This is a genomic window from Nocardiopsis sp. NPDC055551 (genome assembly GCF_053619415.1).
Window position 1 is genome coordinate 229,902 of record NZ_JBSHJJ010000011.1, and the last position, 14,584, is coordinate 244,485.

Annotated in this window: 7 protein-coding genes; 6 read left to right on the forward strand and 1 reads right to left on the reverse strand. The window is 65.1% G+C overall.

Annotation, left to right across the window (positions count from 1 at the left end):
• Positions 1–143 precede the first annotated feature (143 nt).
• Entirely contained in the window at positions 144–6,398 is a 6,255-nt protein-coding gene (locus ACWGSK_RS20725; protein ID WP_452456495.1) for a protein kinase domain-containing protein, read from the reverse strand.
• Positions 6,399–6,841: 443 nt separating this feature from the next.
• Here ACWGSK_RS20725 and ACWGSK_RS20730 point away from each other — a divergent pair, with 443 nt between their 5' ends.
• The 6 genes from ACWGSK_RS20730 (at position 6,842) to ACWGSK_RS20755 (ending at position 14,559) form a co-directional block, all read left to right on the forward strand.
• Positions 6,842–8,500: an HsdM family class I SAM-dependent methyltransferase gene (locus ACWGSK_RS20730; RefSeq protein WP_452456496.1), complete on the forward strand. Its 1,659-nt coding sequence runs from the start codon at positions 6,842–6,844 to the stop codon at positions 8,498–8,500.
• Between the two features lie 486 nt (positions 8,501–8,986).
• Positions 8,987–9,322, forward strand: a complete 336-nt coding sequence (locus tag ACWGSK_RS20735) for a hypothetical protein (RefSeq protein ID WP_452456497.1) — start codon at positions 8,987–8,989, stop codon at positions 9,320–9,322.
• Positions 9,319–9,702: a DUF6507 family protein gene (locus ACWGSK_RS20740; protein ID WP_358504138.1), complete on the forward strand. Its 384-nt coding sequence runs from the start codon at positions 9,319–9,321 to the stop codon at positions 9,700–9,702. Before ACWGSK_RS20735 ends, ACWGSK_RS20740 begins: the two co-directional genes overlap by 4 nt.
• Positions 9,703–9,762: 60 nt before the next feature.
• Positions 9,763–13,104 (forward strand): hypothetical protein, encoded by a 3,342-nt coding sequence (locus ACWGSK_RS20745; RefSeq protein WP_452456498.1) that lies wholly within the window; start codon positions 9,763–9,765, stop codon positions 13,102–13,104.
• A 41-nt stretch (positions 13,105–13,145) separates the two neighbouring features.
• Complete coding sequence (locus ACWGSK_RS20750) at positions 13,146–13,556, forward strand: hypothetical protein (RefSeq protein ID WP_452456499.1); 411 nt, start codon at positions 13,146–13,148, stop codon at positions 13,554–13,556.
• A 703-nt stretch (positions 13,557–14,259) separates the two neighbouring features.
• Positions 14,260–14,559 (forward strand): hypothetical protein, encoded by a 300-nt coding sequence (locus ACWGSK_RS20755; protein ID WP_452456500.1) that lies wholly within the window; start codon positions 14,260–14,262, stop codon positions 14,557–14,559.
• Positions 14,560–14,584 lie beyond the last annotated feature (25 nt).

Below are 14,584 nucleotides of genomic sequence, written 5' to 3' on the forward strand. Positions count from 1 at the left end.
TCCTCACGTCGTCATCTCGCGGGAAGTCTGTGGTGGGGGTGGTGTGGCGGTGTGGGTGACCGGTTCGTTCTTCGTGATCGTGCTACCGGTAGCGAAGAAGGCGCCGATATGGCTACCGATAGCACGATCACGGGGGTGCGGGGTCAGGGGCGGCTGCCGGGGCCGAAGGCGTACTCGTGGCGGCCCACGGCGGTGGCCCAGTCCTCGTCGTGGGCCACGCGCACGACCTCCCAGCCGGCGTCTTCGAGCCGTTCGGCGGCCTCGGCGTCGCGCTGGGCCACGTGCGGGTCGGCGTGCACGGGGCCGTCGACGAACACCGCGACCTGGGCGCCGGGGAGCCGGTAGACGAAGTCGGGGCGGGCGGAGACCTCCTCGATCAGGACCTGGGGCTCATCGGGCATGCGGTGGCCGTGTTCCTTGAGGAAGGAGACGAAGCGGCGTTCCAGGTCGGTCTGGGAGGCGAAGTTGAGCGTCTTCATCTGGTCGGTGCGCGAGACGCCCTGACCGGTGGGCAGGGTCTTGGAGTCGGCCAGGCGCAGCAGCAGGGTGCGGATGAGTCGGCGATCGATGAGCTGGTGGTGGAACTGGTTGCCGTAGGTGAGCAGGCAGTCGTAGCAGCCTCGGGTGCAGGCCTTGTCGGTGTCGACGCCGGTGTCGGGGTCCACATGACAGATCTCCAGGGCCTTGCGGGCGGCCTTGGCCAGATTCTTCGGTACCGACTGGAGTTGGCGCAGTACGCCGGCCCCGCCCTCGGCGGCCTCGGTGAAGAGCACGCGGTCGCGCGGGCCGTCGTCGGGGGGCAGGAGTTCGCTGGTGAGTTCGGCGTCCTCCAGCTCGAAGGCGGCCTCGATGCCGCGTTCCAGGGCGTACATGAGGCTGAGCGCGGCTTCCTGGGGCAGTGCTTCGTGCAGGCGCAGCACGGCGATGTTGCGACGGTCGGCCACGTAGGGGATGACGCGTTTGCGGGTGGCGCGCTCTTGGCCGGTCTCCTCCACCAAGGGGAGTTCCATCTGGTCGCCGATGGCCTTCTTGGCGTCCTGTTCGTTGAGCCACTTGCCGGTGACCGGGTCGAGCCAGAAACCGTCGGGTTCGTCGGACTTGGCGCGCAGCCGGCCCAGGTTGGTGATGCGCACGTCGGCGGAGTCGCCGTAGTGCAGGGTGGCGAAGGAGCCCTGCTCGTCGTCGATGACGGCGTCCTGGCGGCCCAGGCGATCGCCCAGGTCCTGGAACCGGTAGGAGGTGATGAGCCGGAAGCCGGCGCGGCGGCGTTCTTCTTCGTCGGAGGAGATCTTCTCGCGTTTGGTGGTGTAGACGGTGTGCAGGTGCAGCAGGCCGGTGGTGGCGCCGCCCAGGGGGTGGTCGCACAACTCGCAGCGGTCGGCGTTGCGCTGGACGGGGTGGTGGTAGCCGCAGTGGCCGCAGCGCACGGCGCGGCCGGTGGAGAGTTCACCGGCGGCCTCGGGCGGCAGTTGGACGCGGGTGACCTGGTAGCGGGAGCCCTCGTGGTAGATGAGGGCGCCGGGGCCGAACTCGCGCACCGCCACGAAGCGGGGGCGTTGGAGGAAGTCGCCCTCGTCGAAGCGGTTGCGGCGGGTGGGGATGTAGGCGGCCAGGGGCAGGCGCGGGAAGGAGTAGCCGGGCAGGAAGCCCTGGCTGGCCAGGTAGCGGTAGGGGTTGAAGTCGCTCATCATGGACCGGCCGTCCTGGCTCTCGTTCTTGAGCAGCAGGATCTGGGTCTCGGCTTCGCGGCGGCGGCTGGTGGCCTGGGCGCGGTCGCGTTCGCTGAGGCTGTGGTCGAGCACGCGCCGGTTCTGTTCGGCCTGGTCGACCAGGGCGGCGCGAAAGAGCTTGCGCCACCGGTCAAAGGCCTGCTCGAAGCGTTTGGGGGCGGTGCGGATGATGCGTTCGAGCCAGTCGTCGTCCCACCAGGGCATCTCGCGCAGGTCGTCCATGACGTCGGTGAAGACCTCGCGGGCGGCGGCGATGGCCTTGCGTTGGGCCGCCTCGTCGGAGATGGCCTCCTTGACGTGGTCGTGCAGGTCCAAGACCGGGTCGGGGACACGCTGCTGTTCGTCGTAGTCGATGCCGATGACCTCGGGCACGGCCCGTCCCAGCAGCAGGTCGGTCTCGGCCAGCCAGATGGCCTGGAGGTGGGCGATGGCCAGGTCCTCGTTGGTCAGGTCCAGGCGGGGGGCCTGCACCACACCGGAGACCATCAGGTGGGAGCGGCGGAAGTAGTACTGGTCGTGGCTGTTGCCGGTGGCGCAGTAGGTGATGACCAGGGCGGGTTGGCCGCCACGGCCGGCGCGGCCGCTGCGCTGGGCGTAGTTGGCGGGGGTGGGTGGGACGTTGCGCATCATGACGGCGTTGAGTTCCTTGATGTCCACCCCCAGTTCCATGGTGGGCGAGCAGTACAGGAGCTTGAGTTCGGCGTCGCTGAACAGGCGTTCGCGGTTCTCCCGCTCCTCGGGGGTGACCTGGGCGGTGTGTTCGCGGGCGACCAGGCCGGTCAGGGACCTGGCGGTGCCCCGGTACAGGTCGCGGAAGAAGGTGTTGACGGCCGGGCCCTCGCCGCCGGCGTAGGTGCGGCTGACCGGGTCCTGGGCGCCTTGGACGCCGTCGCCGGCCAGCCAGACCAAGCAGCCGGCGTCGACCTGGTAGCCGGTCTCGGCCTTGTCGTCGCGGCGGTGGAAGCGGGGGCCTCGGGGCGCCTCGGCGGCCTCGTTGACCAGTCCACCCGCGTGGAGAGCCTTGAACAGGTCGGCGATGACCTTCTGGAGGTCGTCGGCGTTGAGGTCGCCGAAGGACTCCTTGTGGGCGCGGGCCAGGTACTTGGCGAACTTGCCGCGTCCGGACAGGAACAGGCCGCCGCTTCGAGCGCCGCCCTTGGAGGGTCGGGGGTAGGCGATGGTGGAGCGGGGGCGGTCGTTCTTGGACAGCACCCAGGCGTCGGCCAGGCGGGTCTCACTGGCGGTCTGGAGCGAGTCGAAGGCCTCGTCGCGGAAGTAGGGGGTATCGATGGCCAGGCCCCGGCGCATCTCGTCCATGAGTACGCGCAGGATACGTTCGCGCAGGTCGGGGTCGGCGGCGCGCAGTTCGGGGGTGGCCTCGACCCACAGGTCCTCGTTGGCGGCCACCCAGTCCAGGTCTGCGTAGTCCACGCGCAGCAGACCGGTCTGTTCGAGGTTGGGCATGGTGACGCGCCAGCCGCGTTCCAGGTCCAGGTAGAGGCGGAAGGCGATGACCTCGCGCAGGGTGGTGGCGGCGAGTTTGGCCAGGCGCGGGGCGACGTTGCCGGACTTGGTGTACTCGGACGGATCCAGGCTGAGGGCGTGGGCGACGCTGGAGGCCAGGGATTCGTGGCTGAGGCCTTCTTCGCCGGCCTCCCGCAGAGCCCGGAACAGACCGCCGCGCAATTCGACGACCTGGACGAAGTCGTTGAAGTGGCCGGCCTGGAGTGAGGCGTCCTGGCGGTTGTCGACGAAGGTGAGGAGCTTGCGGGCCTCCTTGGGCAGGGCGTCGGCGGGCAGCGACTTGAGCGCGCGCACGACGGTGCCCGAGACCAGGGAGGTGGCCGAGGAACGACCCTCCTGGCCCAGGCTGGCCAGCTGGGCGAAGTCGTTGTTGCCGCGCTTGGTCTCGTAGCTGACACCGCAGTGCAGACAGAAGCGGAAGGGAGCCGGGACGAAGGCGGCATGCAGTTCGCCCTGGCCCTCGACACCGGTGACGTCGACGATGACCGACTGCGGCACCTGGCCCCGGCGGTTCTTGCGCACGGTGGGCAGGTGGTCCTCGTCCTGCTCCACCCAGGACTCGGGCAGGCGCTCGTCCTTGAGGACCTCCTCCAGGGTCTGGGGCCAGGGGTGGTCGGAGGAGACGAACAGGTAGCCCTCAGAGGCCTGGTCGGAGCCTGCGATGGTGTCGCGACGGGCCTGGTAGACGGTCCCGGTGGGTTTCTCCACCCGCCAGACGGTCAGGTACTCCTGGCCGCAGTCACGGCAGAAGGCCAGCGGCAGCAGGACGTGGCCGTCGTGGCCGGGGCGCTCCAGTTGGTAGTCGCGGGTGAGGTAGCGGGTCTCGGGGTCCTCCAGGGTGGCGTGGACCGTGTCGCCCTTGGACAGGAACTGGTGCAGGCGGAACGCGAAGAGGGGGCGCCGGTTTCCGGGGTGGAAGGCCTCGGCTCCGGCTTCCAGGGTGCGGCGGATGGCCTGCACGCATTGCTGGACGGGAACGCCGGTGTCGCGGGCCAGTTCCTTGGCGGCCGTCTCCACGGTGGTGGGTCGTTGCCGGACGAGTCGGCCGCCCTCGTCCGTGGTCAGGCCGAAGGTGGACTCGATCCAGCGGGCCAGGGGGTCGCGGTACAGGTCGTTGTAGGAGCGAGGCGCGTCCTGGTCGCGCAGGCGCTCGGCGGGGACGGTGACCTCACCGTCGGCGGTGGCGCGCACCAGGGTCTCGGTGATGATGTTGTCCGGGCGCACGGGGGTGCCGAAGATCTTGGTGGCCACGCGGGCGACGGTGTCGCGCTGGTCTTGGGCGGTGCCTTCGGAGGACATGGTGGCGGAGGTGCCCACGCACTGGACGTTGGGGGCCTCGCACGCCTGGCGGACGCGGCGGATGAGCATGGCCACGTCGGCGCCCTGGCGGCCTCGGTAGGTGTGGAGCTCGTCGAAGACCAGGAAGTCCAGGCCGCTGGCCATCTTGATCAGGTGTTGGCGCTCGACCGGACGGGTGAGCATGAGTTCGAGCATCACGTAGTTGGTGAGCAGGATGTCCGGTGGATCCTTGCGGATCTCCTGGCGCTTGTCGTCGCTCTCCTGGCCGGTGTAGCGGGCGAAGGTCACCGGTTCGCGACCCGATCCGTAGCCGTCGACGAGGAACTTCTCCAGTTCCTTGACCTGGCTGTTGGCCAGCGCGTTCATCGGGTAGACGATGATGGCGCGCACGTTTTTGCGGGTGCGACCCTGGGCCTTGTCGCGCTCGCGTTCGCGCAGGACGCGGTCGACGATGGGGACGATGTAGGACAGGGACTTACCAGAGCCGGTACCGGTGGTGAGCACGTAGGACTCCCCGGTGCGAGCCGCCTCGATGGCCTGGCGCTGGTGGCGATGGAAGGTGAGGGGCTTGCCGTCACAGACGGTGCTGCCCTCCCTCTTGCCGGCCTGGAAGATGCGGGCGGTCTCGGCGTGCAGCAGACCTTCGCTGATGAGTTCGGAGACGGTGCCGCCGGAGTCGAAGAAGGGGTTGAGGGACAGCCAGGGGTCGGGCCACTGGGACTTGTCGTCCAGGTCACCGCGCAGGTGGTCGGCGATACGTTCGTCGCGGATGACGACGCCGCCCTCGGTGAAGGCGCGGTACTCGTCGATGAGCTGGTCGTGGAGGGTGAACACGTCCATCACGCCCAGGGGTGCGCCGTGGGGGCGGCTTCCGGCGGTGTCCTCCAGCAGGGGCGCCGGTTCGATCACGGGCAGGCTCTCTCGGGGGTCGAAGTCGACCCAGCCTGAGACCTCGCCCTCGTCGGTGACCAGGGGCAGGAGGGCCTGGCGGACCTCGGCGGCATTGGCGGGACGGTCCTTGGGCTGCTTCTTCAGGAGCTGCTCGATGAGGCGGTTGAGCGCGGCGGGAATGTCACCGCGCAGCAGGCCCAGGGGTGGGACCTCGTGGTTGTTGTGCTTGTAACCGAGGTCGAAGTTGGTGACGCCGTCGAAGGGCGGGGCTCCGGTGAGGAGTTCGTAGAGGACACAGCCCAGAGCGTAGAGGTCGGCGGCGCGGGTGACCTTGGCGCCCGCGAACTGTTCGGGGGCCATGTAGCGGGCGGTGCCGACGGTGGTGTCGGTGCTGGTGAGCTTGGTCAGGTTCGGATCATCGACGATCAGGCCCATGCCGAAGTCCAAGACCTTGACGGTGCCGCCGCGGGTGAGCATGACGTTGGCGGGCTTGAGGTCGCGGTGGACGACGCCCTGGGCGTGGGCGGCGTAGAGGGCGTCGGCGATCTGGGCGCCGATGGCCGCGACCCAGGAGACGGGGAGTTGGGGGCGATCGTCGGTGAGGTCGCGCAGGGTACGGCCGTCGAGGAGTTCCATGGCCAGGTAGGGCAGGTGGTCACCGTCTGTGGTGTCCACGCCGCCGTCGATCACGGCGGGGATGCGCGGGTGGGTGAGGCGCTCCATGATCTTGACTTCACGCAGGAAGCGCTTGACGGACTTGTCCTGGGGGTCGACGGGGGCACCGGAACGTCGGCGCAGGATGAGTTTGAGGGCGATGTCGGTGGTGGGGGCGTCTTCGGTGGATCCGGGCTCTTGGGCGGGGCGGGTGTCCTGCGCGCGATGGACCTCGCCCATGTTGCCGCGGTCGATGATGCCCTTGAGACGGAATCGGTCCGCCACGATCTGCCGTTGCATCGCTGTCCTCACACTCTCGACCCGCGTGTCCGTGCGCTCCGTGGGTGCGCCCTCCCCCATCCTTCCAGGGGTTGCCGTCACGCTCACGCCGTATACACGAGAACCTTCACGCCTCATCATGAATACTGTTTACATAGCAAACATACATAGTGGGTGGTGTTCCGACAACCCATGATCGTCGAAAAACCGGCTCCGACAGAAGGGTCGAAGCGGCCGTATCGTCTTGCCACCTTTGCGCCTACACCTACGGACGCACTCGTCACACCACCGGATGACACGGGCACTCGATTCGTGATGGGGGGTTCCGTTCACTTGGTGATCGGCGGGGTCGGTGCGGGACGAGTGGGCCACCGGCGGAGCTCCAGTGCCGATGCCACGATGTGTTAACGCGGCCAACAGGAGGAACCTGGGAGCTTCTACGGCGTCCGTGTACTGTGACCTCCATGGAATCCCGCGCCCACGCCGACACCGACGAACAGCAGGTCACCGCCGCCGACATCGCCCGACTGGCCGGGGTGACCCGCGCCGCCGTGTCCAACTGGCGCCGTCGTCACGACGACTTCCCCTCCCCCAGCGGCGGCACCTCCTCCAGCCCGCTCTTCCTCCTGGAAGCGGTCAGGGTCTGGCTGGAGGGCCAGAACAAGGGCACCCAGGAGACCCCCGAGGTGCGGCTGTGGCACACCCTGCGCGGCGACCACCCCGGCAACGTGCTGACCGGACTGGCCGACCTCGCCGAATACCTGGAAGGGCGAGGCCCGGGAGAGTTGAGCGCGAGCGCCGTCGAGCAGGCCGACCGATTGGCGGCCGAGACCTCCCCGGCCGAGGTGGCGCGGGTGCTGGCCGAACGCTTCCTCAACTCAAGCGAGCGCGCGGGGACCGCCGCCACCTCCACCGGCCGGTTGGTCCGGGCGATCACGACCCTGACCCGTGATGACGCGACCAGCGTGTTCGACCCGGCGTGCGGGAGCGGGGCGTTGCTGTTGGCGGTGGGCGCCGACGGCGCGCGACATCGGGGGCAGGACACCGACCCCGACGCGGTGCGCTTCGCGGCGGCCCGGGCACGGTTGGAAGGGCTCACCGATGTCGAGTTCGCCGCCGGGGACTCACTGCGCGACGATCACTGGCCTGGGGAACGGGCCGAGCTGGTGGTGTGCGATCCACCGCCGGCCACCACGGACTGGGGGCGCGAGGAACTGTTGATGGACCCCCGGTGGGAACTGGCGTTGCCGCCCAAGGCCGAGGGTGAGCTGGCGTGGTTGCAGCACGCCTACGCGCACACCGCGCCGGGCGGGCAGACGGCCATGGTGCTGTCCACCTCCTGCGCCTACCGGCGGACGGGACGACGGATCCGCGCCGAACTGGTGCGTCGGGGGGTGCTCACGGACGTGTTCGCGTTGCCCGCGGGGTTGGCCTCCTCGCACGCCCAGCCGGTGCATCTGTGGTTGCTGCGCAGACCCTTGGGCGGGGAGGACGCGGCCACGGCGGTGCGCATGTGGGACCTGGGCGACAGCGACATCGAACCGGACCAGCCCTGGAAGGCACCCGAACGGCCGGGTGCGGAGGTGGCGCTCATCGATCTGTTGGACGAGGAGGTCGACCTGTCCCCGGCCCGGCACGTGGCGCCGGACCTTGCGGAGATCCCCCAAACGCTGGCCCGGGTGCGCGCCGACCTGGATCGGGTCACCGGTGAACTGGCGGGGTTGTTGCCGAGCGTGGCGGCCGGGTCGCCGGATCGGTCGGGGCAGCAGGTGCGGCTCGGTGACCTGGTGGACGCGGGGCTCGTCAGGTTGGACGGGGAGCGGCCGCGCGCGGTGGACGAGCGGTTGGACTCGGACTTCCTGGCGGGGTTCCTGACCGCAACGGCCAACACCCGGCGATCCACGAGCGCGAGTGGGACGTACCGGACCGACGCGCGGGCGGCGCGGGTGCCGAAGCTGGAGGCCGAGGAGCAGCGACGGTACGGGGCGGCGTTCAGGGCGTTGGCCGAGTTCGAGGAGCGGGCCCGGGAGCTGTCGGCACTGGCGGACCAGGCGGCGGCGTTGACCAGGGAAGGGTTGACCTCGGGAGCGTTGGCACCGGGAGCGCCGGGCGAGGACGCCTGAGAGGGACAGGGAAAGCCGGACCGCCGTTCCGGAGAAGGACCACGAGTGTTCGAGAAGCTGCTGGGCGGCACCCTTCCAGCTCCAGAAACCGTGGAGGGCTCGCTCCGGCCGCTGAGGATCCCGACTTACCCGCCACCGCACGGTCGGGGCGGTTTCACCCTGACACGCGCGGACGTCGAGAGCCCATTCGATCCGTTGAACGGGATCGGTTTGAACGGGATCGGTCCCTGCCACCGCATGGGCCCCTCCTCTGCACCAGAAGGGCCCAGAAGGGCAAGGACCGGTGGCCTTTCTCACCTCAGCGTGTCCGCATCCGGCCATACCCTTCTTCGGATCGACGTGACCTGGAGTGATGGGACGAATTCATGTCTTCGTGCTTCGGTCCACCGAAGAACGACGAGTGCGCCACCAGGAAAAACCCGCCAGAATCGTCACTAATGCCACCAGCAGGTGGTCAATGCGGTAGATCGGTGGGAAGGCAGGCCCGTGAGGTTCGCGTTCATCTACGAAAAGGCCGAAGAAGCTGGGTCGATCAAGGACGCCCCACCGAACCCGGATCACCAGGAGCAGCAGGAACGGCACTCCCGACCACATTCGACGCGTACCGCTGCCGCCGCCGAACGGGTGCGTACCCGAGGCGCCTCCGACTTCCACCGGACCCTGGCCTGTCTGGACCGGATGTGGCACACCATCTCGGTCCACGACTTCGCATCGCCCAACGCTTCCGGGCAGGCGATCGACTGGGCGAGCGATGAGGTCGACTCCGACGAGATGTTCCGTCCCCAGGCGTTCCGTGCTCCGACTCGGGGAGGACGGGCATGAGTGAGTGGTCCATCGATCCGGTCCAGGTCGGTTCGGTGCTCTCCGAAACGGCCGAACATCTGGGTGAGGAGGGTGGCGGCTCGGGGCTGCTCGGGCACATGAGTCAGTTGGAAACGCGGATCACCGCCGTCAACTCCCACATCAACAGCGCCCCCATCGGGATCGCGATCGGTGAATTCGCCGAGCACAACTTCGCCATGTTGGGCGACATGCTCTCGCTGACCGCTTCGGCCCTCCAGGGCGCGGGTGAGGCCACCACCGCCTATGTCGAGGGAGATCAGGACATGGCCGCCGAAGCCCAGGCCCAGGCCGGCGATGTCCCTGACCCCAACGCCCCGTCCGGTCCTGTGGGCGGTCCCGGTGCGGGCCGGCCTGTCTGACCCGCTGATCCCTGGTTTTTCCTCTTCCCCCTTTTCCCCTGTCTTGTTTTGGAGTTCGTTGTGCCGATCGCGGACCCGGGTGCGGGCGCGGCCACCCCCGCACCCCCTGTGGATGTCGAGACACAGAAACTGTCTTTGGAGGACGGCGATGGCATCATCAACCCGTTGACCTTCCCCGAACCGTCGGTGTCGGTGGGCTATGTCGAGGCCATGGCCTCGGGGTTGCGTGAGTTGGGCACCTCGATCGCCGACACCGGTAACGACATCACCGGCTCTTGGGCCGGGTTGAGTGCTCACTATTCCGCTCCGGAGGCCGAGACGCTGTTCTCGGTCCTGGACCCGGTGGCCACCGACGGCGACACCGTGGGTGAGGAGTTGGACCGGGCGGCCCGGGCGTTGGAGAACTTCGCCGAGGACGTGGCCGACATCAAGACCCGCTGGTCCAACCTGCGGGTGGAGGCTTATGACCTGCGTTCTCGCATCCTGGCCAAGGGCGATGACTGGCGCAAGGCCGAAGACACCTGGGACCGGATCGTCGGTAACGATAGTCCGTTGGTGGAGGAGAACGCGGCCCTGATCGAGCAGGGCGGAAAGATCATCACCGACTACACCGAGGTCGAGAACACCTGCGCCAACGCGATCAATGCCGGGATTTCCGGTCGCACCCAGTTCGAGCAACAGCCCGAGGGAGATGCCGAGCTCGACCCGAACGTGTTCTACCACGGGTTCGAGCAGGACCTGTCGGAGTTGGCCGAGGCGTGGGGGCATGAGAGTGCCCAGACCGACCACGGGTGGTGGGTGGACGTGGGCCACTCGGTGTGGGACTTCGGTGTGGACGCGGTGCAGGGTGTGGGCGCGATGGTGGGCGCGCACTCCTCGGAGGGCTGGTTCCAAGCCTCGTGGGGGGATGCGCTCAAGGAGTACCACTGGGACAACCTGACCTCGGCGGCCTCGTTGGTGGGGATGTATGACGCCGAGTCCGACTCGCTTGGGTGGAACGGCGGGGAGGGTGTGGGCGAGGCCTGGAAGGACCTGGCGCATTCGGTGGTGCCGTGGGAGGAGTGGGGGGATCGGCCCGGTTATGTGATCGGGACGGCGGCGTTGAACGTCATCGGCCTGGTGGGTGGTGCGGCGCTGACGGCCACCGGTGTGGGTGCGGTGGTGGGTGTGCCGTTGATGGCCTGGCGTGGGATGTCCATCATGGACGGGATGGGCGGCTCGGGTCGTGGTGGTGGGTCGGGTGTGGACATCGATGTGCCCGATGTGTCCCATGTGCCGCAGTTCGGTGGTTCGGGCTCACCGCTGATCAACCTGGCCGGCAGGGCGCTGGACGCCACCGGGTTCGGCCCGAGCCAGTTGGCCGATTTCAAGGCCATGGTCAACCGTCTGATGCCGTCGGGGCAGCACGGGGTCGAGCCGGCCGGTGCCGCCCCGCCACAGCCCGCTGGGGAAGTCTCCGGTAGTGCCGGTGGTTCGGCGCACACCGTTGGAGAGACCGACCAGCGTTCGATCCGGCGTCCAGCCCAGGGCTCCGCTACAGCCGACGCGAGCGGGAACCATATGGCTGCGGCGGGTGATGTAAAGGTTTCCGTTGCAGGAGATATCGGGGAAGCGGATGGGGGCCGCTCTGGTGGCGCTCGCCCCGTGCAGGCGAACGCGGAGGCCGACCAGCGCTCGAACCAGCGTCCGGCGCAGGACCCCACAGTGGGCGATGCGTTGGTCGGTGACGACATCCTCAATCACCCCGACCTCGCCGAGATCGACAACAAGACCAAGTCCGACCCCGCAGCCCAAAGGGACCTGGCCACAGTGGACCGGGACCGCGCAAGCTCCCGACCCGAGATTCCTTTCTCACCGGAGGTGCGGGAGGCTTCCGGGGCTTCATCGCAGTCCACGGACGACTCCCTCAGCAGGGTCGAAGACAACGATCAGAACCGCGACCCGAACGCGGGCAAGGCCCTGGCGACAGTGGGTGCTGGTCACTCGCCGGACACCCTGAGGGCGTCCGCGTTCAGGAACACCTCGACCTTCCCGGAACCGATGTGGCTCTCCGGCAGTAACGAGTTCGGAGGCGGTCGGCCCTTCGGTAACGAGATCGCCGATGCGCCTGGAAGCCGCAACACCGACATGCGCGACAACAACCCCGTTGTCCGCAATCAGGATGGTGACGGGTCATCACCCGCGCGGAGTCGTTCCTCAGAGACCAGTCAGGTCGGACGTTTCGAAGTCAGCAACCCGGGAGGAGGCCCTAGCTCTGACGGAAACCATACTGGAAATCAGAGCACGGGAGGTACTTCACAGACACCAAATAGCACACAGGCTGGATTCGGAAGGTCAGCCTTCCATTCGCAAGAACCCCTTTCAGTCGATTGGAAAAAGACCCAGTCGATCGTGGAGCGAGGGCTTGCTGGGCCAGGTGTTAACGATGGTGCGAGACCACTTCTCCCTGAAAGTGAACTAACCAAGAAGAATATTGAGAAGAAAGATTCCGGGTTTTCTCCTGGATTGCGCGAAAGATTTGGTGATGGAGATCCGCTCTCCCCGAACACAAAATACGTGGTCGAAGATGTCAAGGGGAATGATAGAGGCATATACGTCACCGACGGGGACGGAGAAATCGGGAGAATCGAAATCAGCGTGAAGGATTTTTCCCAGAAGCATCCAGAGTTCAAGGATCCTAGGCCTAATGTAGAATACCAAATCAAAACGCCCAATTCAGATTATACCTACGAGACGAACTTGCGTAGCAGGAATCTGGAGTCCGAAGGCCAGTTTACCAATGCGAAGGCGCCTCGAATGAAAGGTGAAGAGGATTCAGTAAAAAAGGCAGCAAAAGATTATTTTGATGCGTACAATAAAATGCTAAAGGAAGACTTTTCTAGAAACCCAGATAAGTATCCTGGTCTAACTGAGGCCCCGCAGTATGAATCTGTCACATGGAATGGGGGTCATGTTGTCGGGATTGGTGAATTTGGAGGAATTCCTGAGCGTCTGAATCAGGTGGCGATGCTACAGAGAGTCAATCAGCATTCTGCCGCAGAGTGGAGGGTGTCAGAATCTTATAGGAATTTCGAGGGAGGGATGGATCATATTCTGAAGGGAGATTTTGATCGCCTCTATGAGCGAGCTAAGGATTTCGCCAGCGGGCGTTCTCGAGACGAGTACCTTGCTCGAGTTAAACTTTGGGAGAAAGCTTATGAGCTGAGTCCGCCTCCGCCTGACATCCGTGCTAGGGTAAGCCAAATCTACGACCCTAGCCTCCCAGAGTTCGAAGTGAGAAACAAGAATGGAAGCCTTGCAAGAATCTTGGACGCGCCGCCAGTTGCCGTGGTGCTCCATTATTCGATCAATGGGGTCCCTCAAGGTGTAGTTCAGTACAAGAATCATCCAAATATTAAATAGGAGAAAATATGTATGGTTCAAGAAAAGGTCACATGGGGCCAATGGAAGAGATGGAGGCGATCTCAAGAATCTCTTCCGAATTGTCGGAACATTTTCCTGAGAATTGGAGATATGCACGGTTCGTTGTTATGTTCATGGGCATCTATGGAATGCAAAATATTGACGTTGAGAAGGAAGGTGGTGAGGTTGTTCAGGTTGAATTGCCTGCAAATTTTATGATGAAGTGTATGGAGCTCAGGGCGGGGATGTATAAGGAGAATGAGGGGTCATGGTTCTCTTGGGAGCTCAGGCTTTGGAGTGAAGGGAGGTTCAAGTCCAGGTTTAACTACGATGAGTATCCGCCATTTGCTTTTTCTCCAGGGGGGGATGATTATCTTGACGAGATGAGGATTTTTCCTAGGAGTGAGGAGTTCACTCCAGACTGGTTGCAGTCGGAGATCGATGAAGCATGACCTAGTTTCTCCGCTAGACCGTGATCGATAGTGTCCGGGCTGCGGTCGAGCGGGCTTTCGCACACCTGAGGACCCGGCGCATGCTGCAGAGCCGCTACTGTGCTCCGCTGCCCAAACTCCCAGAAGGCCTCGCGGTGATCATCGGCCTGCATTTATACACCCGTTGCTCCGATGCTTATGAATAATTCTAACAGTCGATGAGGCGAATCAGTTCGGAAGAAATTGATTTCCTGGATGACGTGACGGCGCGTTTGCCTGGAAGCGCCATGACGGGGCAGTCTGTTGAACGGGACGGTAGAAATTTCGATGTGCAGACATTTGTTCGTGGGTATGCCCTGGGTCCGGCCTTTCTCTTGGGAGAAAATGGAAATCTGCTTGAATACTCTAACTGTGTCGGAAACCTAGAGCTAGGCCCCAGTTTTACATGGTACTCAAATGGAGGCCTTCGGGAGGAAAGGGTTGTTGATTTCTCTTCGAGAGTTACAATTCTAAGTCGATCCTGGAGCAAGTTTGGGGTATTGCTGAGTGAATAAATGACAGAGGGGTCTGAGGCTTGGCGTCAGATACCGCCCCACCCTGACAAGCCAGGCTTGAATGGATATACCGAAGTTCCTGCAAGTAGGGATCTAGAGTTCGGGGGGCAGGTGACTCATCAAGGTGTCCCATATTCGGGTGAGGCTATTTCTTTGGGTGATGATGGGGGGTGGAGTTGTTTACCTTTGCGGAAGGGGTGGAAGATGGCCCATTTGTTAAATGGTCTTCAGGGGGAAAGCTCATAATGCAGGGGCTTCGTCAGGGTCTTTATGGAAAAATTGGCCCTTGGCATGAATGGGACGAGCAAGGGCAGCTGCTTCGAGAGATCATCTACGATGCTTTGGGCAACAAGATCATCCACCGTGAACTCGATGAGGGCCAGAACATCGTTGCGCAGGAACACTTTGGTCCTACCACGCTCATGGCCGATCCCGAAACTGGAGAACGGTACCCGGCCCCTTGGCTTTGATGGGTTGCCTGCAGCGGTCGGGATG